The following is a 26,945-nucleotide window of genomic DNA, read 5'->3' as shown; positions in this document are numbered from 1 at the left end:
TCAGGCACCGGCCGGGTCGGCGGCGGGCTGCTTGACCACTTCGGGGGCGGGCTCGCCGGCCGGGAAACGGTACGGCCCGGCGAACTGCAACGCCACGGCGGCGAGCACGGCGCCCACGGCGGCGACGGTGATGATCGGGTCGTAGCTGCCGAACAGGTCGTAGGTCGCCGAGAAGACGATCGCGCCGAGCAGCCCGCCGATGAAGTAGGCCGAGTACAGGACGGCGAACACCCCGGTGAAGTGCCGGGAGCCGAAGTAGCGCCGGGCCAGGTAGGGCATCAGGTCACCCTCGCCGCCGATGGACAGGCCGACCAGCACCGCCGAGATGGTCACCGTGGTCAGGCTCACCGGAAGGAGGACCAGGATCGCGTACCCCGACGCGCCGAACGCGATGAAGGTCCCGCCGACGACGGCGGCGTGGATCCGGTCCATCACCAGACCGGCGGTGAGCCGGCCGAGGAGCAGGCCGAGCCCGGCCGCGGTGGCCGCGCCGGCCGCCTGCTGCAGGGTGAGCCCGTTGTCCTGGCTGAACGCGGCGGCGTTGACCGAGAAGCCCAGCCCGAGCGCGTAGGCCACGAACAGCACGCCCCACAGCAGCAGGAACTTACCGCTGCGGATCGCCTCACGCACGGTCTGCCCGGCGCCGACCAGCGCCGTGGTCACCTTCGGCTCCGGGCCGCCGGTGCCCTTGGGGAAGCCGATCACCACGCTGAGCAGGCCACCGGTGGCGGCGATGACGGCGAGCACGACGTACGCGTTGCGCCAGCCGACGCCGGTAATCAGCGCGCCGGTGAGGATCGGGATCAGCGACGCGCCGACACCGACACCGGTCATCGTGATGCCCAGGGCCAGGCCGAGGCGCTGGTCGAAGTAGCGCGGCATCAGCGACAGGTAGGCGACGGCCGACGAGCCACCGGCCACCGCGCCCATCAGCAACGCCAGGATCAGGAAGTACTCGGTGCGGGCGGGGGCCGCGGCCATCAGCAGCATGCCGAGCGACACCAGCAGGACCGAGCCCAGCACCGTCCAGCGGGCACCGAGCCGGGCGATCACCCGGCCGACCAGCAGGGTGGCGACGGCCGCGCCGAGCAGGGACAGCGCGCCGGCCGAGGCGAGTTGGGTGCGGTTCCAGCCGAAGTCGTCGGTGATCGGCACCAGAAACAGCGCCAGGGTACTGAAGTAGACCGGGGTGAATCCGGTGCTCAGCCCGAGCACGGCTCCGAGGACGATACGGATCTGGTGGCTCCGTGGTGCCGGCGTCGTCGACATCGTGGCATTCTCCTCGGCCTTTCTATCAGTGTCAATAACATTGACATACGTCATTGCAAAATGGTCAGGAATGGCGACTGCGCGTCAGGATCTCTGACGCATGGGCGGATCATTCGTGGCGACCGCATAGGACGCGCACGTGACGGCGGCCCGGGCGGCGGCCAGGGCCTCCTGCCGGTGGGCCCGGGCATCACCCGGTTCGGTCACCGCCCGCGCCGACTCCAGGGCGCACTCGATCAGGCAGAGCAGCGTCTCGCCGGCCGGGTCGGAGCGGTCGCCGCCCTCGCCGAGGCGTCGGGCGGCCGCCTCCAGCAACGCCCGCGCCTCGGTCACCTCGTCCACGGCCCGCCCGTCCGATCGTGCAGATCCGTCGCGTACCGGCGGATGAGGTCGCTGGTCAGGTGCGGTATCTCCCCGGCCACCGCCCGGAAGCGCTCCGACGGCAGGGCCGACCCGGGCACCGCCGGCTCCGGTTCGCGGAAGGCGTGCAGCAGCGGCAGGACCGAGTGCTGCCGGTGCGTCTCGGGCAGCGCGCGCAGGGCGGCCTCGGCGCGGGCGAGCCAGTCGGCGTGCTCCGGGATCCGCTCGATGCGGCGGCCGTCCTCGATCAGCCACGTCACCACGGTGTCCAGGGAGATGCCGTCGTCGTGCGGGTTCACCACGTGCCGGGTCCGGAATCCGGGTGCGCCGGAACCCAGGCCGACGATCGCGGCCGCGGTGAAGTCGACCGGCAGCCCGTCGTAGTGTGCGCGACCGGGCTGATAGAAAGACTCCGGTGCCATCCCGGTGGCGAGGACGCTGAACACCAGGCGGCTGAACAGGTCGCCCGCGTTCAGTTGCCCGGCGTACCTACGGTGGGCCAGGAGCATGCTGGCCCGGAAGACCGTGACCGGCAACGCGAACCGGTCGTGCGCCTCCCGCAGCAGCACCTCGCCGGCCCACTTGCTGGTCGCGTACCCGCTCGCGTAGCCGCCGTCGACCGGCTGCACCGGCAGGGCGACCCGCACGTCGGCGTCCTCGTCGAGCGGCGGCCCGGTCCCGGCCGCGAGCGGAGCGGCGGCGACGGCCACGCTGGAGACGTAGGTGACCGGCTTGATCCGGGTGGTCAGGGCCAACCGGATCACCTCGGCGGTCCCGGCCACGTTGGCCTCGAACAGGTGCGGGTACGGCAGCACGTGGTTGACCAGCGCGCCGGCGTGCACAATCAGATCCACTTCGGACGCGAGCCGGGCCCAGGTCGCCTCGTCCAGGCCCAGCCGGGGTTCGGCCAGGTCGCCGGCCACCACCTCCAGGTGCTTGGCCGCCTCCGGTTCCGGATCGACGCCCGCGAAGGCGTCGGCCAGTCGCTGCCCGGCGGCCTCGGCGTCCCGGCCGCGGACCACGGCGATCAGCCGGCCGCCGTCCGGGGCCAGCCGGCGCAGCCACTCCAGGGCGAGGAAGCGGCCCAGGTAGCCGGCCGCCCCGGTGAGCAGAACGCAGTGGGGCACCCCGGCCGGGCCAGGGAGTCGGGCGGCGGTCTCGCGGATCCCGGCGTCCAGGAACCGATCGAGGGTCAGATCCCGGGCGTACGCCTGGGCAGCGCCCGCTCCGTGCACCGACCCGAAGGTGGGCCGTCCGGTCGTACCATCGCGTTTGGACTCGATGAACCCGGCCAGCTGCCGCAGATCGTGACCGGGCCGCAGCACGACGTCGACCGGCACCGGCACGGCGAAGATGTCGTGCAGCAGGTTGGCCAGGGTCACCGCCGACAGCGAATCGCCGCCCAGGTCCCGGAAGCACGTGTCCGGGCGCATCTCGGCCGCCGTCCCGCCGAGCAGCGCCCGCACCGCCCGCTGGACCGTCTCCAGCGCCGGCCGGTCACCGCCGGTCCGGCGCAGATCGAGCAGCTCCTGCTCCGCGCGGGCGGCGATCCGGTCGTACAGCTGGTCGAGCTCCGCCCGGTAACGCTCGACCAGCCGGGGGCGCAGCAGCTTGCGATTGTCCGAGAGCAGGCCGTTGCGGTGACTGAACGGCTCGGTCTCGATCAGCTGCCCGCGCGGGATCTCGTAGGAGTTCAGGCCGGCGTCCCGGGCCACCCGCCGCAACGACTCGCCCAGCAACTGGTCCAGCCGGTCCGGGTCGTCCCCGTGCGCGGCCAGCGCCTCCGGGGTGGGCACCACGACGGCCAGCAGGTGGGAGCGTTCGCTGTCGCCGTAGACGAAGATCTGCCGCACCAACGGGCCGGCGCCGAGCACCGATTCCACCCGGGAGGCGGCCACGAACTCGCCCTGGGACAGCTTCAGCACGCTGGTGCGGCGGTCCACGAAGGCGATCCGGCGGGGGCCGAGCTCGGCGACGATGTCACCGGTCCGGTAGTAGCCGTCCGCGTCGAACAGTTCTGCGGTCAGCTCGGGATGCCGGTAGTAGCCGGGGATGCCGGTCGCCCGTAGCAGCAGCTCGCCGCGCGGGTACGGGACGTCGGTGCCGAAGTAGCCGAGTTCGGGCACGTCGACCAGCCGGTAGTCGAGCACCGGCGGGTTCATCAGGGTCCCGTTGACGGCGATGCCGGCCACCTCGGTGGAGCCGTACATGTCGTGCAGCGGGACGCCGAGCAGCGTTTCCATGAAGCCGGTCAGCGCGGCCGACAGCGGCGCGGAGCCGCACGTGGCGAACGCGACCCGCCCGCCGAGAGCCTCGGCCCGGGCCCGCTCGTCCGGCTCGCCCCGATAGCGCTGGTGCAGCATCTCGCAGACCCGCGGCACCAGCGACATCTCGGTCGGCCGGACCAGCGCGAGGTCCTCGAACAGGGTGGACAGGTCGGCGGCGGCGGTGAAGCAGCTGAGTCCACCGCGGGCCAGGGTGTTCATCAGCGTGAAGTGGCCGCCGATGTGGCTCAGCGGCATGTAGTGCACAGTGCTCAGCCCCCCGTCCGGCGTCCGCCGCGCCCGGTCCTCCCACATCACCCGGGCCAGCCACTCGGGATACATCGCGCCCTTGGGTGTGCCGGAGCTGCCCGAGGTGTATACCAGCATGGCGAGCGGGTCCTCATCGTCACCGGGCACGTACGGCGGCGCCTCGGGGAGAGTCACGCCCAGGTCGAGGAGATCGGACAGGGCGACCACCCCGACGTCCCGGGCGGCGGCGAACCGATCCGCCTGGTCGTCGTCGCGCGGGTCGTAGTCGAACACCACCACCCGCCGGATCGAGGACGACCCACGGGCCAGCTCGGCCGCCACATCCAGACGATCGATGGCGGTGGCGAGCAGGACCGGCTCGGTCTCAGTCAGGATGGCGGCCAGGTTCGCCGGCGACACGCTGGTCTGCAGCGGCACGCTGACGACGCCGAGATAGCCGCACGTCAGCTTCAGGGTCGCGTAGTCCCGGCTGGTGAAGCCGAGCAGCGCCACCCGATCCCCGGCGGCCAGAGGGTGCTCCGGGTGGTGGTGCCACTCGGCCGCCACCGCGCCGACCCGGCCCCACAGTTCGCGATAGGTGATCGTCTCGAAGCGGGGCAGCAGCCGGGCCGAGACCCGCCCGGTGCGGTCGTCCCGGATGTACTCCCGGGCGCGCTCCCCGACGGCGGGCCGATCGCCGAAGCGGGCGAAGACATCTGCCATTACCTGCGCGAGTCGCAATGTATTCATTTACCGACACATGCTAGCAGGAACCCGTTCCGGCAGTCACGGCCACAAATCGATGACTAGGGGTTTTGATAACAGAATTGCCGGGCCCGGAGGCAGTTGATAACAATTTATGGGTGCCGATCGAACTGGACGAGGCGTTCGTGCAGGATCCCTACGCGGTGTACGAGAGGTTGCGCGCCGAGGGCCCGGCGCACCGGGTCCGGATGCCGCCCGGGGTCCCGCTGATCGGCGGGCTGCCGGTCTGGCTGATCACCGGGTACGACGCCGTGCGGGCCGCGCTGGCCGATTCCCGGCTGAGCACCGACCTGCACCGGATCGACGGGCTGTTCGCGCAGAAGGACCCCGACCGCAGCCACCGCGGCGGCTTCTCGTCGGCCCTGGCCAGCCACATGATGCACACCGATCCGCCGGACCACACCCGACTGCGCAAGCTGGTCAGCCAGGCCTTCACCCGGCGGGCCATCGAGGCGCTCCGGCCGCGGATCCAGCAGACCACCGACGAACTGATCGCGGACCTGGCCGGACACGACACGGTGGACCTGCTGGACGCCTTCGCGTTCCCGCTGCCGATCCGGGTGATCTGCCTGCTGCTCGGCGTGCCGGTCGCGGAGCAGGAGAACTTCCGGTCCTGGTCCCGGGCACTCGTCTCGGGCCACTCCCCCGAGGCGGCGGCCACCGCCGCGACCGAGGTGGCCGCCTACCTCGGCGACCTGGTCGAACGCAAACGCCAGGCCACCACCGACGACGTCCTCACCGCGCTGGTCACGGCGCACGACGTGGACGACCGGCTGACCCACACCGAACTCGTCTCGACCGCCTACCTGCTGTTCATCGCCGGGTTCGAGACCACCTTGAACGCCCTGGGCAACGGCACCCTGCACCTGATGCTCCACCGGGACCAGTGGACGGCGCTGCGGGCCGACCGGGCGCTGCTCGACAACGCGGTCGAGGAGTTCCTGCGGTTGGAGAGCCCGCTCAAGCACGCCACCTTCCGGTGTGCCACCGAATCGCTGCGGATCGGCGACGCCGAGATCGCGGCCGGCGACTTCGTCCTGCTGGCCATCGCCTCGGCTAACCGGGACCCGCGCCGGTTCCCCGATCCGCACACGCTGGACGTCCGCCGACCGGCCGCCGGCCATCTCGCCTTCGGCCACGGCATCCACCACTGCCTCGGCGCGCCGCTGGCCCGGGTCGAGGTGCGGATGGCGTTCGACGCGCTGCTCGACGCGTTCCCGGACCTGCGGCTCGCCACCGACCCGGCCGGCCTGCGCTGGCGCAACAGCACGATCATCCGCGGGCTCGACTCCCTCCCGGTCCATCTGAACAACTAGAGAGGTGCGGCGCGATGCGCATTTGCGGGATCAAGGCCTCACACGACGGCGGCGTCGCCGTCATCGAGGACGGCCGCCTGCTGTTCAGCTACGAGATCGAGAAGCTGGGCAACAGCGAACGGTACAGCTCGCTCGGTGACCTGGACCGGGTGTCCGCGATCCTGGCGATGGAGGGCCTGTCGCCGGCCGGCATCGACCAGTTCGTGGTCGACGGGTGGTACACCACGGACGCCGCCGGCGACCCCGCCGTCGCGGTCGACGCGGGCGGGCGGCCGGTTCAGCTCCGGGTCGCGCCGTACGTGGAGCACCCCGGCCCCCTGCAACGGCATTCGTTCCACACACCCGGGCTCGGCAACTACGTCAGCTATTCGCACGTCGCCAACCACCTCATCGGCACGTACTGCGCGAGCCCATTCGCCGCCCGGGGCGAGGACGCGTTCGTGCTGGTCTGGGACGGCATCATCCACCCGCGCCTCTATCGGGTGCGGGCCGCGACCCAGGAGGTGAGCCTGGTCGAGGTCCTGCTGCCGGTCTTCGGCGGGAGCTTCGCGGCCTTCTGCGCGCGGTTCGAGCCGTACCTGCGGCCGACCGAGGACATGGCGTCCGAGCGGGCCATTCGGCACCACCTGTCGGTGGCCGGCAAGGCGATGGCGTACGCGGCCAAGGGCCGGGTCGAGACCGGCGCGTTCGCGGTCTTCGACGACCTGGTGACCGAATACCGCGACTATCCGGTCGACCGGGTCGGCATGCTGGGCGACAAGGTGGCCGTCAACCGGGACGAGCTGCTGCCCGGCCTGACCAACGCCGACCTGATCGCCACCTATCAGGCCTACCTCGGCGACCGGCTGCTGGTGCGGCTCGTCTCGGCGATCCGCAGCCGGTTCCCGGACGGACGGCACAACCTGGTGATGGGCGGCGGCTGCGCGCTGAACATCAAGTGGAACACCGCGATCCGGGCCACCGGGATGTTCCGGGAGGTCTTCATCCCGCCCTTCCCGAACGACGCAGGGGCGGCGATCGGAACGGCGGCCTGCGAGATGTTCCGGGGCGGCCGCACCGCCCTGGAGTGGGACGTCTATCGCGGGCCCCGGATCACCACCGGCGAGCTGCCCGCCGGGTGGACGGCCCGGCCCTGCAACGAACGGGAGCTGGCCGCGCTGCTGCACACCGAGGACGAGCCGGTGGTGGTGCTATCCGGCCGGGCCGAGCTGGGCCCGCGGGCGCTGGGCAACCGGAGCATCCTCGCGGCGGCCACCAGCACCCGGATGAAGGACCGGCTCAACGACATCAAGAACCGGGCCGGATACCGTCCGGTGGCGCCGATCTGCCTGGCGGACCGGGCACCCGAGGTGTTCGAGCCGGGCACCCCCGACCCGTACATGATCTTTGAGCACCGGATGCGGTCGGGCTGGGCCGAGCGGGTGCCGGCCATCGTGCACCTGGACGGCACGGCTCGTCTGCAGACCATTGAATCCACTCAGGACACCACGACGGTGCGCATTCTCCGGGCGTATGCCGAGATCAGTGGCATTCCGGTGCTGTGCAACACCAGCGCCAACCTGGAGGGGCGGGGATTCTTCCCGGACGTCGAGTCGGCCGCCCGGTGGGGTGGCACGCGCTACATCTGGTCGGAGGGGACCCTTTACACGCGCTGACCCTCACACCGAGAAAGGGGCAGGGCAGCCAGGGCCTTTGCGTGGTCGATTAAGGTGCGTCTGACCTGGCCTGACTAGGTGGCGTGGCCCGTGTGGAGGGTGACGTGGAACGGGTGTGGTACCGGCACCGGACCCGCCGTCGCGGCCGTCCTGCGCAACACCACCATCGGATTCCACCGCGGCAACGGCGAGACCAACATCGCCAGGGCCAACCGCCGCCCCCACGACCTCATCACCACCGTGACCAGCGGCTACCCAACTACGCAATGACCCTGGCAGGGCGCCCGATCGGCGCCTTGCCCCCTTCGTACGCGATCAGCTGAGCAACCCGGCGACCAGCGCCGCCAGCACGATCCAGCCGAAATAGGTGTTGGCCACGAAGGCGTCCCAGCACGACTTCGGCTTGTCCAGGTCGACCCGGGCGATCAGATAGGCCAGGTATCCGCCGGCCAGCGCGGCGACCGGATAGAAGGCCCAGTCGGTGGCCACCAGGGAACCGGCCCACAGCACGCCGCCGACGCTCAGGACGGCGAAGACCGCGAGCCACACCTTGGTGGCGTCGCCGAACAGCAGGGCGGACGACCGGACCCCGATCCGCCGGTCGAACTCCTTGTCCTGATGGGAATAGATGGCGTCGTGGATCAGGGTCCAAAACGCGCCCCCGGCGTAGAGGGCATAGACCGCGAGCGGATAGTCCGCGCTGCCGGTCACCGCCGTCCAGCCGACGAACACGTAGATGCTCATCACCAGGGCCAGGAACGCCGACGGCCAGACGAAGATGCGCTTCATGTACGGGTACGCGAAGATCAGCGGGTACGAGGCCGCCACCACCACGGCCGTCGCCACGTTGGCCACCGCCAGGACCAGCAGCGCCACCACTCCCTGGGCGACGGCGAACAGCAACGCGTTCCGGACACCGATCGCGCCCGACGCGACCGGCCGTGACACGGTGCGCGCGACCCGGGAGTCCACCTCGCGGTCGACCACGTCGTTGATCGCGCAGGCGGCGCCGCGCACCAGCACCGCGGCCACGGCGAGCACCACCAGGGCCCGGACGTCCGGGCGGTTCCCGGAGGCGAGCACCACCGCCCACAGCCCGGGCAGCAGGTACAGCACGTACCCGGTCGGCCGGTCCAGGCGCATCAGCAGCAGGTAGTCGCGGATCGAGTCGGGGCTCCGGGTGACCACACCTGCAGAAAGTTTGTGCAGCATCAGGATCCCATCACCGGTGGACGACGCGATTGAAAAGTGCGGCCAGTCCGGCCGATGCCGCCGGGTCCAGTTCGGCCCTTGCGAGGTGGTCCAGGGCCTCGTCGAGGTGCCGTCGGGAGCGTTCCTCGGCGGCACGCCGGCCACCGGACTCCTCGATCAGGGCGGCCATCTCGGCCAGGTATGCCGCCGTCGTCCCGTCGCCCGCCCACAGCCCGCACAGGCGCTCGCCGGCCGGGTTACCGGCGGTCAGCCCGGCCAGCACCGGGAAGGACGGGTTCCGCCGTTCCAGGTCACCCCGCACCGGCTTGCCGGTCACCGCCGGGTCACCCCAGATGTCCTCGACGTCATTGGCGATCTGGAAGGCCAGACCCAGATGGCGGCCGGCCCCACGCAGGGCGTCCCGGACCGGCTCCGGCCGACCGGCCCGCAACGCCGGGGTCACCAGCGCGCACTCCAGCAACGCGGAGGTCTTCTCGGTCACGATTCGGTTGTACTCGGCGACCCCCGTTCCGGCGCCGAGCCGGACGGTGAGCTCGCGGGACTGGCCGGCCAGGACCAGCCGGAGCGCCTCGGCGAACGCGGCGGCGATCTCGGCCCGCCCGGCGCCCGGGTCGTCGACGACCATCTGCAGACTGAGCGCCTGCAACGCGTCCCCGGCCAGGATGGCCGGGCCGGCGCCGAACACCTGCCACGCCGCCGGGCGGCCGCGGCGCAGCTCGTCGGCGTCGATGATGTCGTCGTGGATCAGGGTCGAGTTGTGCAGCAGCTCCAGGGCGACGGCCGGGGACCGGACGTCCTCGGGCCACAGACCCAGCCCCTCGGCCGCCAGCGTCATGAGGCCGGCGCGGGTCAGCTTGCCACCGGTTTCGTGATCACTGGTGAACCCCAGGTGGTAGGCGCAGATCCGGGCCAGGGTCGGCTCCAGGGCGGACACACGCTGCCGGATGACGGACGACACCGCCCCCGGCGATGTTTCGAGTGTGCTCATCGACGATTCCCCTCCGGGGGTCGCGAAATGGAATTCCCCAGTCCTGAGGCTCACCTGCGTTTCCGGACTTGTCAAACGATTCCGTCGCACCTTAGGAAAAACCTCAAAGCTTCTCTTCAGATGCGCCCATGTGGACTATTGTTCAGCCGAACAGGGAGGTGGCTAAATGCCTATCTCGGCTGATTCCGAGCAGGTGCAGGGCAGACCATTCGACCCGTACGGCGCGCATCGCGACGACCCGTACGCCTTCTTGGCCGGCCTCGGCGTCTTTTATGCCCCACTGCTGGATGCCTGGTGCGTCACCCGGCGCGAAGACATGGTGGCGGTACTGCGTGACGATCGGAGTTTCTCGGCCCGCGACCACAATCCGCGTCCCGCGGTGGCCCTGCCAGACGACGTGAATCAGATGTTCCGCACCTGGCGCGGCGCCGGCGCGGTGGCCGTCGGATCCCTCGACCCGCCCGCCCACGCCAAGATCAGGGACGTCCTCAACATCGGCTTCACGCCGGCCCGGGTCCGCGCCTTCGAACCGACCATGCGGGCGGTCGCCACCGATCTCGCCGACCGCATCGGCGACGCGCCGGAGTTCGATTTCATCGCCGACTTCGCGGTGCCGTTCGCCCTGGAGGTGATCGGCCGCCGCCTCGGCGTCCCGGACGATTATCTCGACCGGTGCCGCACCTGGTCGGAGCAACGCATCGAATTGATGATGGCGCAGGGCGACGCCGACCACGACCGGCTCCGGGAATTCGCCCGCGGGCTGATGGAATTCGGAGAATTCGCCCGGTCCCTGGTCCAGGACCGGGTGGCCGACCCGCGCGACGACCTGATCAGCGAACTGCTGCACGACGGCAAGGCGGGCCGCACGCTCACCGCCGACGAGGTCGCGGTGCAGATACCCACCCTGATCTTCGCCGGCCACATGACCTGCGCCGAGGCACTGGGCACGATCTTCTATCAGCAGCTGCGGTCACCGGGCGGCTGGGCCCGGGTGGTCGACCGGACGATCCCGGTCGGGGACCTGGTCGAGGAGGGGCTGCGGTTCGACAGCCCGCTGGCCGGCATGTACCGGACCGCGACCCGGGACGTGACGGTCGGCGGCATCCGGCTGACCGCCGGGAGCCGGCTCCTGCTGCTGTACGGTGCGGCTGGCCGGGACAGTCGCGCCCATGCCTGCCCGGCCGCGTTCCGCCCGGGCGACGGCTCGTCCGGGCATCTGGCGTTCGGCCACGGGATCCACTTCTGCCTGGGCGCCGGTTTCGCCCGCGCCGAACTGCGGGTCGCGGTGGAGGTCCTCGCCGCCCGGATGCCCGACCTGGGGCTGGCCCCGGGCCGGCCACCACGGTTCCGGCCGGTGTTCCCGTTGCGGGCCCTGACCGAGTTGCGGGTCACGCGATCCGGCGGAGGCTGCGGACCGTAAGCCGGACTGGCGCACCTGGTGGTGCTCGGCGCTGCCCTCAGGGCCGAGTCGGCGCCGCACCGGACGCCGTCTGTAGCGGGCGGGTCCCGGACCGTAACGGTGGTGACCACCGTGCCGTCGGCCTGCCGGACCTCCTTGGTCAGCACCCAGCCGCCGGCCAGATCGCCCTGGCCGTCGTCACCGCTCGCGATCGGCCGCTCGTCGGTGACCGGCGCCATGTAGTACGGCCCGGCCAGCAGCGCGGTGGCCAAGGCGCCGACCCCTGGCCGCCCCTCGACGAGACCTTCGAGCTCCAGCTCGCGGTAGGCCTTCGACACCGTGTTCGGGTTGATCGCCAGCGACCGGGCGACGTCACGCACCTTGGGCAACCGGTCGCCCGCAAGGCCGAACCGGCCCGGTCCACGCCAAGGGGCGCGAGCCGGGCTGGCTGGCTGGCTGGCTGGCTGGCTGGGGGGACGATCAGGCGCGGGTGGCGGTCAGGATGAGGTAGCCGCTCTCCGCCGCCGCCGCGGCTCGCCGCATGAAGTCGAGCAGCGAGGCGGTCTGCTCCTCGCCGACCAGGGCGACGAGATCGGCGCGCCGGGTCTCGACGGTGTCGGCCATCAGCGCCGTGGTCCGGGCGCAGTTGTCGGTGATGTCGCGAATCTCGACGTCGACGAAGCCGTTGGCGGCCAACGCGTTCCGGTACTCCTCGATGGTGCCCAGCGACTTGACCGCGTAGTTCTCGCAGATGTGGTCCAGGACCTTGCGACCCTCCTCGCTGACCGGGCCGCGCTCGATCACGTCGGCCACGGCAAGCCGGCCGCCGGGGCGCAGCACGCGGGCGGCCTCGGCGAGCACCCGGCCGCGGTCGGGCATGTGCCACATCGACTCGAACGCCCAGGCCGCATCGAACGAGCCGTCCGGGAAGGGCATGTTCATCGCGTCGGTGAACTGGAAGGTGGCCTGCCCGGCCAGCCCGGCCGCGTCCGCCCGGCCGTTGGCTTCGGCCACCTGGACGTGGCTGACCGAGATGCCCAGGACGTGCGCGCCGGTCGTTCGGGCGAGGCGCAGCGCGGGATGGCCGATGCCGCAGCCGATGTCCAGCACCCGCTGCCCCGGCGTCGCCGCCAGCCCCGCGATCATCATGTCGGTCAGCCGGTCGGTGGCGACCTCGATGGAGCTCTGGTCAGCGTCGTCGTCCCAGTAGCCGTAGTGGAAGTTGGGGCCCCAGGTGGACCCGTAGATCTGACCGATCCCGTCGTACACGTCGGCGACGTCGCCGGGGGCGGGAGACTGCTCGAGCGTCACGCGGAACTCCTCATAAGAACGGGCCGGACGTCACGTCAGTTCGAAACGCAGGAAGGACAGGCGCAGGCCGCCGGCTCTCCACTCGGTGCCCTGGGCCTGATTCGCCATCAGCGAGATCCGCAGGTGCCGGCGGTCCACCGGGGACAGGCTGGTGTCGGTGTCCAGCACCGCCTTGGTCCAGGCGGCGCTGGCGTCCCAGAACGGCGCCGTCTCAGCCGTCGCGTCGACCTCGTCCACCAGCCGGAAACCCGCGGACGCGGCGGCCTCGGTGTAGTCGTGCACCGTGGCCGGTTTGCAGTAGAAGTATTCGGTCCACACGTCGGCGCCGTGCGGGCGGGCGGTGAACACGTCTTCGATGCACACGCTCGCGCCCGGGCGCAGCACCTGGGCCAGCCGCTGGAACCAGCGCGGCCGGTCGAAATAGCCGCTGCTCTCGATGGCGACCGCCGCGTCGTAGGGTGCCTCCACCGGCAGGTCCATGGCATCGCAGACGAGCGCCCGGACCCGGTCGTCGACGCCGCACTCCCGGGCGAATTCCGTCACGATCGGCGCGTGGTCCGGCGCGTTGGTCACCGCGGTCACGTCGGCACCGTACTCCTGGGCCCAGAACAACGAGCCGCCGCCGAGACCGCAGCCGACGTCCAGGATCCGCCCGGACAGCCGGCTCTCGGCTCCCCAGGCCTCGGCCGCGAACCGCAGCAGACCCTCCTGGTGCCGCCGGATGCCGGCACGGATGGCGTCCGGCGTCAGGTCCTCGAGCACCGGCGCCGATCCGGACGGGTAGTAGCCCACGTGGTAGTGGATCTTGGGACCGGGGCCGTACTTGCGAACCAGTCTCGTGGTCTTGTCGTCGTAATACTGGCCGACAATTCTGACCTCATCCGGAAAGACCGATGCTTCTTTCGGGGAAATTGACATAGTCACTTCTCCAGGGGCCGATGCCGACGACGTAACTTTCATCGTCGTGGACCTTCTACGACCATGTCAACGAACCTGATCGGCTTTAGGAAAAACCCCAGAGAAGCGTCAATCAACGGTTTCGGCGGGCCACTCGCGGTGGCCACGTATCCGTCCGCAGAATCTCGAGGACGAACGCTCTGGACACCAGCGCGACCCGATTCGGCGCCTGCAGCTTGTCGGACATGACGCGGACGTGATAGTCGATGGTCTTGGGACTGAGATACAGCGCCCGGGACAGCCGATCGCTGGAGAAACCGGCCGCCACGCCCTCCAGGATCTGTGCCTGCAGGGAACTCAGCCACCAGCAACAGCCGTGCCGGCGGGCGCAGCCCGGGTGATACTCGCAATCGCGCACGTGGTTCGGCCGGTCCTCGGTCATCACCCTCACCCCACCCGATTCCGCCTGGTCGCCCGGACCTTCTCGGGCTCACAGATCAGCAGCTCGGCCGGGTTGCAGTCGAGGACCGCGCAGATCACCTCCAGGTCATCCAGGCGGATCGTCGTCGGGGTGCCGGCCCACAGCCCCGACATCTTCCCAGCGCTGATCTCCAGCCCGGCCTCGGCCAGCAACCGGCGCATGTCGGCCGACTTCCAGATCCCCATCTCGGCCGCACGCAGCCGCAGGTTCCACCGCACCGGTTCAGCCCTCCGTCGATTCGGGACTTCGACCCCCTATCGCGAACCCTGGAGTTTGTTCATGAATCCTGAATTTCCGCGTCCCCATCACCGGCACCGGCACCGAGCCATTCTCCCCGCGTCGTTCCGATCCACCCAACCCGTGAGTAACCCTATCCCCATCCCGTCGCACCCGCGATATGTGATGACGTAAATAAATTGGTCGTTGACACCGTAGCCGGAGATCCCGCAGGATGAAACCGGCATATGCAAGGGTGCCCTCGAAGACATCCCGAAAGTGTACCTTCTCACCACGTACGGGAGGTCGCCCGTGAACACCGTCGCCCAGTTGCCCTTCACGCAGACGCACGTGCTGGACGTCGCGCCGGCGCTGCGCCTGCTCCAGTCGCGCGGGAAAGTGCACCGGGTTCGTACCCCCGAAGGGGTGCCCGCGTGGCTGGTCACCGGTCATGCGGAGGTCCAGCAGCTGCTCGACGACGACCGGCTGAGCCGGTCCGATCCGGGCGGCCGGGACGGCGGCACCGCGTTGCTCAACAAGCTGCTGGGCCCGCTGGCCGACGACCACCCCCGGCTGCGGAGCCTGCTGGAACCGCAGTTCACCCCCGAACGGCTGGAACCGTTGCGGGCGATCGTCGAGAAGCTCACCGAGCAGCACCTGGACGAGCTGGCCACCCGGACCCCACCGGTCGACCTGCGCCCGGCCCTGGCCATGTCGCTGCCGATCCTGGTGCTGTGCGAGTGGCTCGGCGTGCCGGCCGAGGACAAGGACCGGTTCAGCGCCTGGACCCAGGACGCGGCCGGCGTCCAGGATCCGGAGCGGTCCCAGCGCGGCCTGGCCGAGTTGTTCGGCTACTGCCGGCAGCTGGTCGCGGCCAAGCGGCAGGACCCCGGCGACGACGTGATCTCCCGGCTGATCGCGACCGCGGGCATCGGCGACACGGAGGTTGTGGCGCTCACCGCACTGCTGCTGTTCGGGGGGTACGAGACGACGGTGGCCCGGATCGGCACCGGCGTCCTGCTGCTGCTGACCAACCCGGACCAGTGGGCCGCCGTGCGCGCCGACCCGGCCCTCATGCCAGCCACAGTGGACGAACTGCTGCGCCGGTCGATGCCGAACCCGCACAACGGCGGGATGCCCCGGTTCGCGCTGACCGGGTTCGAGATCGACGGCGCCGCCATCCGGGCCGGTGATCTGGTGCTGCTGAACATCATCGCGGCCAATCATGACGAGACCGCCTTCCCCGACCCGGACCGGCTCGACGTCACCCGCCCGACCGCGGGGAGTCTCGCCTTCGGGTACGGGCGGCACTCCTGTGTCGGCGCCCCGCTGGCCCGGATGGTGCTGCGGGTGACGCTGTCCCGGCTCATCACCCGCTTCCCGGACCTGTGCCTGGCGGTCGGCGTTGACGAGCTGAAGCTGCGCCACGAGACCCTGGTCGGCGGGCTGGTCGAGCTGCCGGTGACCTGGGGACCGCGATGACCGGCACCCGCTGGCAGGGCGACGCCGTCGACCTCGATGCCTACCTGGCCCGGATCGGGCACCACGGCGACGTGGCGCCGGACCTCGCCACGTTGCGCCGCCTGCACGCCGCGCACGTCGACGCGATCGCCTTCGACAACCTGGACGCGCTGCTCGGCCGGACCACCGTGCCGCTCGACCTGGACCGGGTCCAGGACAAGATCGTGCGGCAGGGTCGCGGCGGCTGGTGCCTGGAACAGGTCGTCCTGGCAGCGGCGGTGCTGGACCGCATCGGGTTCCGCGTCTCCGCGTTCGCGGCCCGGTCCCGCGTCCGCACCGGCAACCGGCACGGGCCCGCCGTGCACGTCGCCCTCCGCGTCGACCTGGCCGGCGACAGCTGGCTGTTCGACATCTCCTTCGGGGGGTACGGCCCGCACGAGCCGATCCGCCTGGCCGACGGGGCCCGGCTGGACGGCGACTGGTCGTTCGACCTGACCCGGGAACCGCACGGCGAGTACCGGCTGCGGTTCCTACACCCGGAGGGGCCGGCCGAGCTGTACGGCTTCACCACCGACCCGCGTTACCCGGCCGACTTCGAGGTGCTCAACCACTGGTGCCTGACGCACCCGAAGTCCCCGTTCAACCGGCAGATCGTGCTGCAGCGCACCCGACCCAAGGTGCGGCACCTGCTGATCGGCACCGCCCTCACCGAGCTGCGGCCCGGGCAACCGGGCACCGTCCGCGACCTCAGCCGCGACGACGCGCTCGCGGCGATCTGGGACGTCTTCGGAGTGTCCCTCGCGCCGAACGACCTCCGTGCCCTGCGCCGCACCATGGCCGGTGCCGCATGACGCGCACCCTGCTGGTCGACAACCACGACTCGTACACCTACAACCTGTTCCAGCTGATCACCGGGATCAGCGGCACGGAACCGACCGTCGTCGTCAACGACGATCCGGCCCTGCCCCGTCTGCGGCCGGCCGACTTCGACAACATCGTCGTCTCACCCGGACCGGGACGGCCGCAGAAGCCTCGCGACGTCGGCTTCGCCGGTGACCTGTTGGGCCGCACCACGTTGCCCGTGCTCGGGGTCTGTCTCGGCCACCAGATGATCGGGTACCTGGCCGGTGCCACGGTCGCTGCCGCCCCCGAGCCCCGGCACGGCCACCTGGCCCGGATCTTCCACGACGTGGACCCACTGTTCGCCGGGGTGCCCCGCGAGTTCACCGCGGTCCGGTACCACTCGCTGTGCGTCCGGGAGCCGCTGCCCGATGAGCTGATCGCGACGGCGTGGGCGGACGACGGCGTACTCATGGCATTGCGCCACCGCGACCGGCCGCAGTGGGGGGTGCAGTTCCACCCGGAGTCGGTCGCGTCGCGCTATGGCCGGGAAATCATCGGGAACTTCATCGAGCTGACCCCACGGCGCCGCCGTTTCTCGCGACCGCCCGCCCCCGCTGCGCCCATCTCCCCTGGTTCGCCGGCCGAACTCGGGATCGTCAGCACCGTGGTGCCGACCGCGGCCGATGCCGAGGCCGTCTTCCTCGACCTCTTCGGCGACAGCCCATACTCCTTCTGGCTGGACAGCAGCCGCGTGCAGGAGGGCCTGTCCCGGTTCTCGTTCCTCGGCGACACGTCCGGACCGCTCAGCGAGGTGCTGACCTACCGCGTCGGAAGCGGTGGCGTACACGTACGCGATGGCAGCGGCACCCGCACGGAGAGCGGCAGCGTGTTCGACGTCCTGGCCGAACGGCTGCGCCGGCGCCGGCTGCCCGCGGACGATCTGCCGTTCGACCTCACCGGCGGTTACGTCGGCTACTTCGGGTACGAGCTGAAGGCCGAGTGCGGCGCCACCGCCCGCCACACGGCCGAGACACCGGACGCGGTCTGGATGTTCGCCGACCGGATCGTCGCGGTCGACCATCAGGAGGGGCTGACCTATCTGGTCGCCGTGCACGACGAGAAAGGCCGGCCGGAGGCGCAGGCGTGGCTGGACCGGACGGCGGCGCGGCTTCGCCCTCTGCGCATCGCTGATACGGATGTTTCCGGCTTATCGGATGAGTTCGAAGATCATCTGACTCGGGACCGGAGTCGATACCTGGCCGACATCGCGGAGTGCCGGCGCCAACTGGCCCTCGGCGAGAGCTACGAGATCTGCCTGACCAACCGGCTGCACCTGCCCTTCCACGACGACGACACCGCCTTCTACCGCCGCCTCCGGAGGGCCAACCCGGCCCCGTACGCCGCCCTGCTGCGCCTCGGCGACGTGACCGTGTTCAGCTCCTCGCCGGAACGGTTCCTGCGCATCGAACGGGACCACACCGTCACCAGCAAGCCGATCAAGGGCACCGCACCCCGCGACGCCGACCCGGTCCGCGACGCCCGCAACGCGGCCGGGCTGGCCGCCGGAGCCAAGACCCAGGCCGAGAACCTGATGATCGTCGACCTGCTGCGCAACGACCTTGGCCAGGTCTGCGAGACAGGCAGCATCCGGGTCGACCCGTACCTGGCGGTGGAGAGCTACCAGACCGTGCACCAGCTGGTCTCCACCGTGCACGGGCGGCTCCGCGACGGGGTGAGCGCGATCGACTGCGTCCGGCAGTGCTTCCCGGGCGGCTCGATGACCGGCGCCCCGAAACTCCGCACGATGGAGATCATCGACCGGCTGGAGACCGAGGCCAGGGGCGTCTATTCGGGAGCGCTCGGCTACTTCGGACTGTCCGGCGGCACCGACCTGAACATCGTCATCCGCACCGCGGTCCGGGTCGGCGACCGGCTGTCGATCGGCGCCGGCGGGGCGATCGTGCTGGGCTCCGACCCTGCCGAGGAGTACGACGAGATGCTGCTCAAGGCGGCAGCGTCCCTGCGGGCGTGGCGGGCGCCGGCGGTGTCGGACGTGGGCGGGGCACCTCGATGACCGTCACCATCGAACCGGGAAGCCGCCGGTGGTGGGACGCCGACGGCGGTTGGACATCGGCGCCCGGGGCGGTGGCCGGGACGGTGCTGGTCGTCGACTCCTGGCTGGTGGAGGACGGACGAGTGCGAGGGCTCGACCGGCACGCCCGGCGATTCGGGGCGTCCTGCGCCCGGTTCGGCGTGCCCGTGGACGCATTCATCCGGGCGGTGGCCTCGGAGTCATGGCGCCCAGATACGACAACTTTCGGGACCTTTCCACCGACCCAGCTGCGACTGTGGCTGCGACCAGCACCACCCCGCACCGCCGCCGTCCGGCTCTGGACCGCCCCGCACCCCGACCGCCGACGCCACCCCGCCATCAAGGGCCCCGATCTCGACCACCTGGCCGCCCTCCGCGCCGCCGCCATCCAGGCCGGCGCCGACGAGGCCCTCCTCCTGACCCGCTCCGGCCACGTCCTGGAGGGCTCCACCACAAGCATCGTCTGGTGGCGCGGCGAAACCCTCTGCACTTCTCCGGCCGCGCTGCCCGGAGTCACCCTTTCGCTGCTGACCGACCTGGCCACCGCAGCTGGCCACCCGGTGGTCCTCGAGTCCGCCACGCCGGCCGATCTCAGCAACTGTCCGGTTTGGGGCGCTCAACGCGCTGCGCGGCATCCGACCGGTCGCCGAAGGGCTGGGCCGATTCCAAAGAGCCGATCGATGGCAGTCCGGGCTGGAGGCGCTGGCTCTACCCGTACGACCGGGAGGAGCGCACCCTGATGTCCGCGCCTGACTACGAGCGTGACCTGCTGGTCCAGCTGACCCGCCGGTGGGGCCGCCGGGTGGCCGTCAAGAAGAACGAACTCGACCTGGACGGGCACTTCGACGTGACCCGGCCGGACTTCCCCGAGCATCTGGTCCCGGTGCTGAACCTGCCCGGCGCCGAGCGGCTCGACCGGGACGCCCGGGAGCGGATCCTGTCGGCCGCCTGGATCGCCTACAACGCCAAGACGGCGGCGATCGAGGACGAGATCATCCTGCCCGCCTGCCGGCTGATGCTGCTCGACCGGATCCCGGTGCGCCGGGACGACGTCGCGGTCGCGGCGTTGCACCAGACCATCATCGATGAGCACTACCACATTCTGATGTGCCACAACGCGGTCGGCGTGACCCGACGGCGGCGGGATCTGGGCGACGTCCGGTTCGCGCCGGACGTCTGGTCGGTGGTGCGGGGGCGGGCGGCGGCCCGGTCCGGGCTGTCCGGAATCGATCGGGACATCGTCGACATCGCCTTCTCACTGGCCGCCGAGACGACGATCAGCGGGTTTTTGTCAGCATTGTCCACCGCGGCCGACATCCAGCCGATGAACCGGATCACCACCGATCTGCACCGGCGGGACGAGAGCGGGCACGCGGTGGTGTTCCGCGAGTTGTGCGGGTCGCTCTACCGGAGTCTGAACGACGGACGGCAGCGGATGTTCCGGGAGGCGCTGGTCCACGGGCTGGCCGCGTTCCGGTCGGCCGACCTGGACCCGTGGGTGACGGTGGCGGCCCAGGGCGGTTTCGCGGTCGGCGCCGACCAGCTGCGCGAGTGGGCGGCGTCCCGGCCGGTCCCGCCGCGGGACACCGGGCCGTTGCAGCTTCTCCTCGACGATCTGGGCATCAGCCGGGATCTGGCCGAGCCGCTCCGGGTGCACCCGGCGGGCTGAGAGGATCCGATGACAGAGCCAGCGGCATCGTGGCGCGCCCGCACCGTCCATCAGCGTCCACAGTGGCCAGCACGCGAGCTCGAGGTGGTCGTCGACCGGCTCGCGACCGCACCGGCCCTGGTCGCGCCGCGCGAATGCGACGCGCTCACCGAGCGGTTGGCCGCGGTGGCCGAGGGCCGGGCATTCCTGGTGCAGGGTGGCGACTGCGCCGAGCGCCTCGGCGAGATCCCGGCGGTGCGCGGCAAGCTGCGGCTGCTCCGCGAGATGGCCCGGATCATCGCGTACGCCGTGCGGGTCCCGGTCGTCCCGGTGGGCCGGATGGCGGGTCAGTACGCCAAGCCACGCTCCCGGCCGACGGAGACGGTGGCCGGCCGCACCCTGCCGGCGTATCGGGGCGACGCGGTCAACGGCACCGGTTGCGGCCCGGGCGACCGCCGGCCGGACCCGGCCCGCCTACACCGGATCTACGAGGCGTCCCGGGCGACCCGCGGTGTCATGCGGACGTACGCCCCGGAGGTCTACGCCAGCCACGAGGGCCTGCTGCTCGACTACGAGGAGGCGCTGACCCGCACCGACGAGCAGGGCCGGCGGTACGCGACCAGCGGGCACCTGCTGTGGATCGGCGACCGGACCCGGCAGCTCGACGGCGCGCACGTGGCCTGGTTCGCCACCGTGGCCAACCCGATCGCGGTGAAGCTGGGCCCGGCCACGACCCCGGAGCAGGCGCTGGCCCTGATCGACCGGCTGGACCCGGACCGACGGCCGGGACGGCTTACCTTCGTCGTCCGGTTTGGGGCGCGCGGCGTCCGCGATCTGCTGCCGGAGCTGGTGGCCAAGGTAACCGCTTCGGGCGCCCCGGTGTCGTGGGTTTGCGATCCGATGCACGGCAACACGTTCGCGGCGCCGACCGGGCACAAGACCCGGCGCTTGGCCGACATCATGGCCGAAACGGCCGCCTTCGTCGAGGTGCACCGCGCGCTGGGCACCCAGGTCGGCGGGCTGCACGTGGAGATGACCGGCGAGAACGTGACCGAGTGCGTCGGCGGCGGAGTGGGTTTCGCCGACCTGCCCCGCCGCTACGAGTCGGCCTGCGACCCGCGCCTCAACCGGGGCCAGGCGCTCGAGCTGGCCACCGCCCTGGCCGACCTGCTCCCGCAAGGGGTACGCGATGCGACCGACTGACCTACGCCCCCGACCCGGCCGCGGGGTTTCCGCGGACGCGCCCGGGGTCGGCCACGCGCACGGCAAGGCGATCCTGCTCGGCGAGCACGCCGTGGTGTACGGCGCCCCGGCACTGGTCCTCCCGCTCCCCCGGCTGACCGTCACGGCGACCGCGACCCGGTTCCCCGGCACGAATTCCGGCCCCGACCGGATCACGGTGGCCGTCGGTGAACCCGGCCGGGCGGCGGTGACCCCGGTGGCTGTCGGCGGGCCAGGCCGGGCGGCGGTGACTCCGGTGGCCACGGACGGCCTGCGGCACCTGGTGACCGAGTTCAAGAAGCTGGCCGGGCGGACCGGCGGGCTGTGCGCCGACATCGTCATCGAGTCGGCGGTCCCGCCCTCCCGCGGGCTCGGGTCCAGCGCCGCCTGCGGACGGGCAGCCGCCCTGGCGCTGGCCGAGGCGTACGGCTATCGGCTCGACCCGGGCCAGGTGTACGACCTGGTGCAGTCGTCGGAGCGGGTGGCACACGGCCGGGCGAGCGGCATCGACGCCGTCGCCACCGGCGCGGCATCGCTCCTGGTGTTCCGGTCCGGCACCGCCGGCGAACTCCCCCTCGGCCATCCGCGAGCCACCTTCGTGATCGGGGACAGCGGCGCCCCGGGCAACACCAAGGAGGCGGTCGCCCTGGTAGCCCGCCGCCCGAGCAGGCGTGACTCCTTTACGGACGAGGTGGCCGCGCTGACCACCAGAGCCCTGGGCGACCTCGACCGCGGCGACCTGCCCGGGTTTGGCAGCCGCCTGACCGAGAATCACCGGCTGCTGCATGAACTCGGGGTCAGCACCCCTCGAATCGACAGTTTGGTGGGAGCAGCGCTGAACTCCGGCGCCCTGGGCGCCAAACTCACCGGCGGTGGCCTCGGCGGCTGCATGCTCGCGATGACCGATGAACCAACGGCAGCCGAGGACGTGGCGGCCGCCCTACGCGCGGCCGGCGCCGAACGCACCTGGATCGTCCGGATGCCGGGGACGGCGAGCCATGGCTGAGGCGGCGACCGCGATCGCGCACCCGAACATCGCCCTCATCAAGTACTGGGGCAAGGCCGACGAGCGGCTGATGATCCCGGCGGTGGACAGCCTGTCGATGACCCTGGACGTCTTCCCGACCACGACCACCGTCCGGCTCACCCCGGGTGCAGGCACCGACACGGTGCTGCTCGACGGCCGCCCGGCCGACGGTGCGACGACCAAGCGGGTGGCGACCTTTCTGGACCTGCTGCGGGAACGCTCCGACCGGCCGGCCCCGGCGGTGGTCGACACCCGCAACACCGTCCCCACCGGGGCCGGGCTAGCCTCCTCGGCGAGCGGGTTCGCCGCGCTGGCCGTCGCCGGGGCGGCCGCCTTCGGCCTCGACCTCGACCGCACCGAGCTGTCCCGGCTGGCCCGGCGCGGTTCGGTGTCGGCCGCCCGGTCGGTCATCGGCGGCTGGGCGATCTGCCATCGAGGCACGGGCGCCTTCGCCGAGCCGCTCCCGGTGAGCGGGATCGACCCGGCCATGGTCATCGTGGTGCTGAACGCCGGGCCCAAGGCCATCTCCAGCCGGGGCGCCATGCGCCGGACCACCGAGACATCACCGCTCTATCAGGCGTGGGCCGAATCCAGCCGGGCCGACCTGGCCGAGATGCGGGCCGCCCTGGACTCCGGCGACCTCGACCGGGTGGGTGAGATCGCCGAACGCAACGCCCTCGGGATGCACGCCACGATGCTGGCCGCCCGGCCGGCCGTGCGCTATCTCGCGCCAGCCACCCTGACCGTGCTCGACCGGGTGCTGCAGCTGCGCGGGGCGGGTGTCCCGGCGTACGCCACGATGGACGCCGGCCCGAACGTGAAGATCCTCTGCCGCAGCGCGGACGCCCAAAAAGTCGCCGAAGCGTTGCGCGCCACGGCTCCCGGCTGCCCGATCGTCACCGCCCACTGCGGACCGGCAGCACGACTGGCGGCGCAGCGATGATCCGGCGGAGCGCGCCCGGCAAGTTGTTCATCGCCGGCGAGTACGCGGTGATGGAGCCGGGCCACCCGGCCATCCTGATCGCGGTCGACCGGCGGGTCACCGTCACCGTGTCGGAGTCCCGTGGCGAGACTCCCGGCTCACCCCATGTGGAGTCGGCGATCGCCGTGGCCCGCGAGTTGCTGGCCGCCCGAGGCGCCGAGGTGCCGCCGTTCCAGGTGACCGTCCAGAGCGACCTGCACCACCACGGGACCAAGCTGGGGCTGGGATCCAGCGGAGCGGTGACCGTGGCCACGGTGGCCGCCGTGGCCGCGTACGCCGGGATCGAGCTGACCCGATCGGAACAGTTCCGGCTGGCCCTGCTGGCGACGGCCCGGATCGACGCCCGCGCCTCCGGTGGTGACCTCGCGGCGAGCATCTGGGGTGGCTGGATCGCCTACCGGGCACCGGACCGCACGGCCGTCCTCGCGCTGGCCGAGCATCAGGGCATCGAGGCGATGCTGCGTGCCCCATGGCCGGACCACGCCGTGCGCCCGCTGCCGCCGCCGCGCGGACTCACCCTGGCGGTCGGCTGGACCAGCGAACCGGCCGGCACCCCGGCGTTGACCGGCAGGCCACAAGACTTTCTCGCCCGCAGCGACGACTGTGTGCGGGCCGCCATCCGCGCCCTCGATCGGGGGTCGGACGGCGACGTGATGGAGCAGATCCGCGTGGCCCGGCTGGTGCTCGCCGAACTGGACGAACACGCCCGGCTGGGCATCTTCACCGATCGCCTGACCGCGCTGTGCGAGATCGCCGAAACCGCCGGTGCCGCGGCCAAGCCATCCGGCGCCGGTGGCGGCGACTGCGGGATCGCCCTGCTGGACGCCGCCGCGCCACGGGAGCAGTTGTACGCCGGGTGGACCGCCGCCGGGGTACGGCCCCTGTCGATCCGAGTCGAGCCGACGAACGGGAGCGCGCCATGATCGCCGAACGCAAGGACGACCACGTCCGGTTCGCCCACGAGCAGCAACGCCGGCCCGCCGGCGCCAACGAGTTCGACGACGTGACGTTCATCCATCACGCGCTGGCCGGCATCGACCGGGCCGAGGTGTCGCTGGCCACCCGGTTCGGCGGCATAGAGTGGCCGGTTCCGTTGTACATCAACGCGATGACCGGCGGCAGCGAGATGACCGGCCGGATCAACCGGGACCTGGCGACCGCGGCCCGGGAGACCGGGGTGCCGATCGCCGCGGGGTCGATGAGCGCCTATTTCGCCGATGAGTCCACGGCGGACACCTTCCGGGTGATGCGGCGCCAGAACCCGGACGGCTTCATCATGGCCAACGTCAACGCGAACGCCACTGTGGACAAGGCGCGCCGTGCGATCGACCTGCTACAGGCGGACGCCCTGCAGATCCACGTCAACTGCGTGCAGGAAACCGTGATGCCCGAGGGCGACCGATCGTTCGGCGCGTGGGCGACCGCGATCGAGAAGATCGCCGCCGGGGTCGACGTCCCGGTGATCGTCAAGGAGGTCGGCTTCGGGCTCAGCCGGGAGACCCTGCTCCGGCTCGGTGATCTGGGCGTACGCGTGGCCGACGTCGCCGGCCGGGGCGGCACCGACTTCGCCCGGATCGAGAACGACCGGCGTGACCGGGCCGACTACTCATACCTGCTCGGCTGGGGCCAGTCCACCCCGGCCTGCCTACTCGACGCCCGGGGCGCCGGCCTGCCCGTGCTGGCCTCGGGTGGTGTCCGCAACCCGCTCGACGTGCTGCGCGCACTGGCCCTGGGCGCCGCCGCGGCCGGTGCGTCCGGGCTGTTCCTGCGGACCGTCCTGGAGCACGGGGTGCCCGGCCTGGTCGCGCTGATCGCCACCTGGCTCGACCAACTGGCCGCCCTGATGACCGTCCTCGGCGCGCGGACACCGGCCGACCTGGCCCGCTGCGACGTGCTGATCGGCGGGAGCCTGGCCACGTTCTGCACCCGGCGCGACATCTCCCTGACCCGGTTTGGCACCCGGTCCGGGGTCACTGCGGACAGCGAAGGAGACATGCGATGACACTCGTCGCCGGGGTACCGATGAACTGGGTCGGGCCGATGCGGATCACGGGCAACGTGGCCGAGATCGAGACCGAGGTCCCGCTGGCCACCTACGAGACACCGCTCTGGCCCTCGGTCCGGCGCGGCGCCCGCATCTCCATGACGGTTCCCCGCGGCATCGTCGCCACCTTGGTCGACGAGCGGATGACCCGCTCGGTGCTGGTCCGGGCGGACGACGCGCACACCGCGCACCAGGCCGTGCGGCAGGTCGACGCGCGCCTGGACGAGCTGCGCGAGGTGGTCCGCAAGTGCGGCCGGTTCGTCGAGCTGCTCGGCTTCCACCACGAGATCACCGCCAACCTGCTGTTCCTGCGGTTCGACTTCCGCACCGGCGACGCCTCCGGGCACAACATGGCCACGCTGGCCGCCGACGCGCTGCTCACCCACCTGCTGGCCACCGTCCCGGGCATCGCCTACGGCTCGATCTCGGCCAACTACTGCACCGACAAGAAGGCCACCGCGGTCAACGGCATCCTGGGCCGGGGCAAGAACGTGGTCACCGAGCTCGTCGTCCCCCGGGACACCGTGCGGGCCCGGCTGCACACCACGGCGGCCGCGATCGCCGAGCTGAACGTCCGCAAGAACCTGATCGGCACCCTGCTGGCCGGTGGCATCCGGTCGGCCAACGCCCACTACGCCAACATGCTGCTCGGTTTCTATCTGGCCACCGGGCAGGACGCGGCCAACATCGTCGAGGGATCGCAGGGCGTCACCGTGGCCGAGGACCGCGACGGCGACCTCTACTTCTCCTGCACCGTCCCGAACCTGATCGTCGGCACCGTCGGCAACGGCAAGGACCTCGGATTCGTCGACGACAACCTGACCCGGCTCGGCTGTCGCGCCGACCGGGCACCCGGCGAGAACGCCCGCCGCCTCGCCGTCATCTGCGCCGCCACGGTGCTCTGCGGCGAGCTGTCGCTGCTGGCCGCCCAGACCAACCCGGGCGAGCTGATGCGGGCCCACGTCCGCCTGGAGCGCCCCACCACGATCGGAGCTGACGATGTCCAGTGAACTCGCGGTCGGAATCCACGACCTCGCCTTCGCGACGACACTGGGCGGTGGACAACCGAACACCTTCCGGCTGGCTGGGCGCGCCAACATCGCCCACGCCCGCCGCGACCTCCACGACCACGCCGACACCCTCGCCGTCTACGACATCTAACAAACCCTGATCGGACCGGGCATAGAAGAACAACGCCGGGGCTGTGACCAGCACCCCAGTTCCAGGAGCCATTTGTGAGTCCTG

24 protein-coding genes and 2 pseudogenes are annotated in these 26,945 nt (G+C 71.3%); 16 read left to right on the top strand and 10 right to left on the bottom strand.

What is annotated here, in order from left to right; all coding sequences use genetic code 11:
• The 3 genes from AC1UKG_RS08870 to car are packed head-to-tail and all read right to left on the bottom strand — an operon-like array spanning position 1 to position 4,892.
• Positions 1-1,323, bottom strand: a complete 1,323-nt coding sequence (locus AC1UKG_RS08870; RefSeq protein WP_475889943.1) for an MFS transporter — start codon at positions 1,321-1,323, stop codon at positions 1-3.
• A 30-nt stretch (positions 1,324-1,353) separates the two neighbouring features.
• Positions 1,354-1,611: a hypothetical protein gene (locus AC1UKG_RS08865; protein WP_018744771.1), complete on the bottom strand. Its 258-nt coding sequence runs from the start codon at positions 1,609-1,611 to the stop codon at positions 1,354-1,356.
• The gene (gene car / locus AC1UKG_RS08860) at positions 1,599-4,892 is read right to left on the bottom strand and encodes a carboxylic acid reductase (protein WP_482642292.1); all 3,294 of its coding nucleotides are present in this window, start codon (positions 4,890-4,892) and stop codon (positions 1,599-1,601) included. Before car ends, AC1UKG_RS08865 begins: the two co-directional genes overlap by 13 nt.
• A 113-nt stretch (positions 4,893-5,005) precedes the next feature.
• Here car and AC1UKG_RS08855 point away from each other — a divergent pair, with 113 nt between their 5' ends.
• The 3 genes from AC1UKG_RS08855 to AC1UKG_RS08845 all read left to right on the top strand — a co-directional run bounded on the left by AC1UKG_RS08855 (position 5,006) and on the right by AC1UKG_RS08845 (position 8,148).
• Entirely contained in the window at positions 5,006-6,223 is a 1,218-nt protein-coding gene (locus tag AC1UKG_RS08855) for a cytochrome P450 (protein WP_018744773.1), read from the top strand.
• A 14-nt stretch (positions 6,224-6,237) separates the two neighbouring features.
• A complete protein-coding gene (locus AC1UKG_RS08850; RefSeq protein ID WP_018814935.1) occupies positions 6,238-7,878 on the top strand; it encodes a carbamoyltransferase N-terminal domain-containing protein in 1,641 nt (546 codons plus the stop codon).
• A 99-nt stretch (positions 7,879-7,977) separates the two neighbouring features.
• A complete protein-coding gene (locus AC1UKG_RS08845) occupies positions 7,978-8,148 on the top strand; it encodes a hypothetical protein (RefSeq protein ID WP_018814934.1) in 171 nt (56 codons plus the stop codon).
• Positions 8,149-8,193: 45 nt separating this feature from the next.
• On the opposite strand, the gene AC1UKG_RS08840 is transcribed toward AC1UKG_RS08845, so the two are convergent.
• Positions 8,194-9,090, bottom strand: coding sequence for a UbiA family prenyltransferase (locus AC1UKG_RS08840; protein WP_080641958.1), 897 nt, complete (start codon positions 9,088-9,090; stop codon positions 8,194-8,196).
• A 10-nt stretch (positions 9,091-9,100) separates the two neighbouring features.
• On the bottom strand, positions 9,101-10,078 hold the full coding sequence (locus tag AC1UKG_RS08835; RefSeq protein ID WP_033662861.1) for a polyprenyl synthetase family protein: 978 nt from the start codon (positions 10,076-10,078) through the stop codon (positions 9,101-9,103).
• Between the two features lie 166 nt (positions 10,079-10,244).
• Here AC1UKG_RS08835 and AC1UKG_RS08830 point away from each other — a divergent pair, with 166 nt between their 5' ends.
• On the top strand, positions 10,245-11,498 hold the full coding sequence (locus AC1UKG_RS08830; RefSeq protein ID WP_482642291.1) for a cytochrome P450: 1,254 nt from the start codon (positions 10,245-10,247) through the stop codon (positions 11,496-11,498).
• A gap of 227 nt (positions 11,499-11,725) precedes the next feature.
• Here the strand turns inward: AC1UKG_RS08830 and AC1UKG_RS08825 are convergent.
• The 5 genes and pseudogenes from AC1UKG_RS08825 to AC1UKG_RS08805 all read right to left on the bottom strand — a co-directional run.
• Positions 11,726-11,875 (bottom strand): annotated as a pseudogene (locus tag AC1UKG_RS08825) (GntR family transcriptional regulator); the annotation flags it as partial.
• An 82-nt stretch (positions 11,876-11,957) separates the two neighbouring features.
• Complete coding sequence (locus AC1UKG_RS08820; protein WP_018814931.1) at positions 11,958-12,788, bottom strand: methyltransferase domain-containing protein; 831 nt, start codon at positions 12,786-12,788, stop codon at positions 11,958-11,960.
• Between the two features lie 30 nt (positions 12,789-12,818).
• Entirely contained in the window at positions 12,819-13,706 is an 888-nt protein-coding gene (locus tag AC1UKG_RS08815; RefSeq protein ID WP_018744779.1) for a methyltransferase domain-containing protein, read from the bottom strand.
• Positions 13,707-13,818: 112 nt separating this feature from the next.
• A complete protein-coding gene (locus AC1UKG_RS08810; protein ID WP_018744780.1) occupies positions 13,819-14,127 on the bottom strand; it encodes a LuxR C-terminal-related transcriptional regulator in 309 nt (102 codons plus the stop codon).
• 23 nt (positions 14,128-14,150) lie between these two features.
• A pseudogene (locus tag AC1UKG_RS08805) lies at positions 14,151-14,384 on the bottom strand (helix-turn-helix domain-containing protein); the annotation flags it as partial.
• Positions 14,385-14,694: 310 nt separating this feature from the next.
• On the opposite strand from AC1UKG_RS08805, the gene AC1UKG_RS08800 reads away from it, so the two are divergent.
• From AC1UKG_RS08800 to AC1UKG_RS08745, 12 genes are read left to right on the top strand one after another with little or no spacing between them, the layout of a single operon-like run.
• A complete protein-coding gene (locus AC1UKG_RS08800) occupies positions 14,695-15,864 on the top strand; it encodes a cytochrome P450 (RefSeq protein ID WP_018814930.1) in 1,170 nt (389 codons plus the stop codon).
• The gene (locus AC1UKG_RS08795) at positions 15,861-16,694 is read left to right on the top strand and encodes an arylamine N-acetyltransferase (RefSeq protein ID WP_018814929.1); all 834 of its coding nucleotides are present in this window, start codon (positions 15,861-15,863) and stop codon (positions 16,692-16,694) included. Before AC1UKG_RS08800 ends, AC1UKG_RS08795 begins: the two co-directional genes overlap by 4 nt.
• On the top strand, positions 16,691-18,760 hold the full coding sequence (gene pabB, locus AC1UKG_RS08790; RefSeq protein ID WP_018814928.1) for an aminodeoxychorismate synthase component I: 2,070 nt from the start codon (positions 16,691-16,693) through the stop codon (positions 18,758-18,760). Before AC1UKG_RS08795 ends, pabB begins: the two co-directional genes overlap by 4 nt.
• Positions 18,757-19,518, top strand: a complete 762-nt coding sequence (locus AC1UKG_RS08785; RefSeq protein WP_482642290.1) for an aminotransferase class IV — start codon at positions 18,757-18,759, stop codon at positions 19,516-19,518. Before pabB ends, AC1UKG_RS08785 begins: the two co-directional genes overlap by 4 nt.
• Positions 19,518-20,447 carry an AurF N-oxygenase family protein gene (locus tag AC1UKG_RS08780; protein ID WP_018744784.1) on the top strand — a complete coding sequence of 310 codons (930 nt, stop codon included), beginning with the start codon at positions 19,518-19,520 and terminating at the stop codon, positions 20,445-20,447. Before AC1UKG_RS08785 ends, AC1UKG_RS08780 begins: the two co-directional genes overlap by 1 nt.
• Before the next feature lie 9 nt (positions 20,448-20,456).
• A complete protein-coding gene (locus AC1UKG_RS08775) occupies positions 20,457-21,629 on the top strand; it encodes a 3-deoxy-7-phosphoheptulonate synthase (RefSeq protein WP_482642289.1) in 1,173 nt (390 codons plus the stop codon).
• A complete protein-coding gene (gene mvk / locus AC1UKG_RS08770; protein ID WP_482642288.1) occupies positions 21,616-22,653 on the top strand; it encodes a mevalonate kinase in 1,038 nt (345 codons plus the stop codon). The genes AC1UKG_RS08775 and mvk overlap by 14 nt, the downstream gene beginning before the upstream one ends.
• A complete protein-coding gene (gene mvaD / locus AC1UKG_RS08765) occupies positions 22,646-23,617 on the top strand; it encodes a diphosphomevalonate decarboxylase (RefSeq protein ID WP_482642287.1) in 972 nt (323 codons plus the stop codon). Before mvk ends, mvaD begins: the two co-directional genes overlap by 8 nt.
• A complete protein-coding gene (locus tag AC1UKG_RS08760) occupies positions 23,614-24,579 on the top strand; it encodes a phosphomevalonate kinase (RefSeq protein ID WP_482642286.1) in 966 nt (321 codons plus the stop codon). The genes mvaD and AC1UKG_RS08760 overlap by 4 nt, the downstream gene beginning before the upstream one ends.
• Positions 24,576-25,658 carry a type 2 isopentenyl-diphosphate Delta-isomerase gene (gene fni / locus AC1UKG_RS08755; RefSeq protein WP_018814924.1) on the top strand — a complete coding sequence of 361 codons (1,083 nt, stop codon included), beginning with the start codon at positions 24,576-24,578 and terminating at the stop codon, positions 25,656-25,658. Before AC1UKG_RS08760 ends, fni begins: the two co-directional genes overlap by 4 nt.
• Positions 25,655-26,710, top strand: coding sequence for a hydroxymethylglutaryl-CoA reductase (locus AC1UKG_RS08750; protein WP_018814923.1), 1,056 nt, complete (start codon positions 25,655-25,657; stop codon positions 26,708-26,710). Before fni ends, AC1UKG_RS08750 begins: the two co-directional genes overlap by 4 nt.
• A complete protein-coding gene (locus AC1UKG_RS08745; protein WP_018744791.1) occupies positions 26,700-26,861 on the top strand; it encodes a hypothetical protein in 162 nt (53 codons plus the stop codon). The genes AC1UKG_RS08750 and AC1UKG_RS08745 overlap by 11 nt, the downstream gene beginning before the upstream one ends.
• Positions 26,862-26,945: the final 84 nt, after the last annotated feature.

Source organism: Salinispora sp. CH2A1_6 (genome assembly GCF_056820975.1).
This window is presented reverse-complemented; position numbering and strand designations above follow the sequence as displayed.

Excerpts from the sequence above, each read along its gene's own strand:
- pabB (WP_018814928.1), top strand. The coding sequence starts at position 16,691 with ATGACGCGCACCCTGCTGGTCGACAACCACGACTCGTACACCTACAAC.
- AC1UKG_RS08775 (WP_482642289.1), top strand. The coding sequence starts at position 20,457 with ATGACAGAGCCAGCGGCATCGTGGCGCGCCCGCACCGTCCATCAGCGT.
- AC1UKG_RS08870 (WP_475889943.1), bottom strand. The coding sequence starts at position 1,323 with ATGACGTATGTCAATGTTATTGACACTGATAGAAAGGCCGAGGAGAAT.
- mvaD (WP_482642287.1), top strand. The coding sequence starts at position 22,646 with ATGGCTGAGGCGGCGACCGCGATCGCGCACCCGAACATCGCCCTCATC.
- AC1UKG_RS08785 (WP_482642290.1), top strand. The coding sequence starts at position 18,757 with ATGACCGTCACCATCGAACCGGGAAGCCGCCGGTGGTGGGACGCCGAC.
- AC1UKG_RS08815 (WP_018744779.1), bottom strand. The coding sequence starts at position 13,706 with ATGTCAATTTCCCCGAAAGAAGCATCGGTCTTTCCGGATGAGGTCAGA.
- AC1UKG_RS08850 (WP_018814935.1), top strand. The coding sequence starts at position 6,238 with ATGCGCATTTGCGGGATCAAGGCCTCACACGACGGCGGCGTCGCCGTC.
- AC1UKG_RS08795 (WP_018814929.1), top strand. The coding sequence starts at position 15,861 with ATGACCGGCACCCGCTGGCAGGGCGACGCCGTCGACCTCGATGCCTAC.
- AC1UKG_RS08835 (WP_033662861.1), bottom strand. The coding sequence starts at position 10,078 with ATGAGCACACTCGAAACATCGCCGGGGGCGGTGTCGTCCGTCATCCGG.
- AC1UKG_RS08750 (WP_018814923.1), top strand. The coding sequence starts at position 25,655 with ATGACACTCGTCGCCGGGGTACCGATGAACTGGGTCGGGCCGATGCGG.
- AC1UKG_RS08745 (WP_018744791.1), top strand. The coding sequence starts at position 26,700 with ATGTCCAGTGAACTCGCGGTCGGAATCCACGACCTCGCCTTCGCGACG.
- AC1UKG_RS08810 (WP_018744780.1), bottom strand. The coding sequence starts at position 14,127 with ATGACCGAGGACCGGCCGAACCACGTGCGCGATTGCGAGTATCACCCG.
- car (WP_482642292.1), bottom strand. The coding sequence starts at position 4,892 with ATGAATACATTGCGACTCGCGCAGGTAATGGCAGATGTCTTCGCCCGC.
- AC1UKG_RS08780 (WP_018744784.1), top strand. The coding sequence starts at position 19,518 with ATGTCCGCGCCTGACTACGAGCGTGACCTGCTGGTCCAGCTGACCCGC.
- AC1UKG_RS08830 (WP_482642291.1), top strand. The coding sequence starts at position 10,245 with ATGCCTATCTCGGCTGATTCCGAGCAGGTGCAGGGCAGACCATTCGAC.
- AC1UKG_RS08760 (WP_482642286.1), top strand. The coding sequence starts at position 23,614 with ATGATCCGGCGGAGCGCGCCCGGCAAGTTGTTCATCGCCGGCGAGTAC.
- AC1UKG_RS08840 (WP_080641958.1), bottom strand. The coding sequence starts at position 9,090 with ATGCTGCACAAACTTTCTGCAGGTGTGGTCACCCGGAGCCCCGACTCG.
- fni (WP_018814924.1), top strand. The coding sequence starts at position 24,576 with ATGATCGCCGAACGCAAGGACGACCACGTCCGGTTCGCCCACGAGCAG.
- mvk (WP_482642288.1), top strand. The coding sequence starts at position 21,616 with ATGCGACCGACTGACCTACGCCCCCGACCCGGCCGCGGGGTTTCCGCG.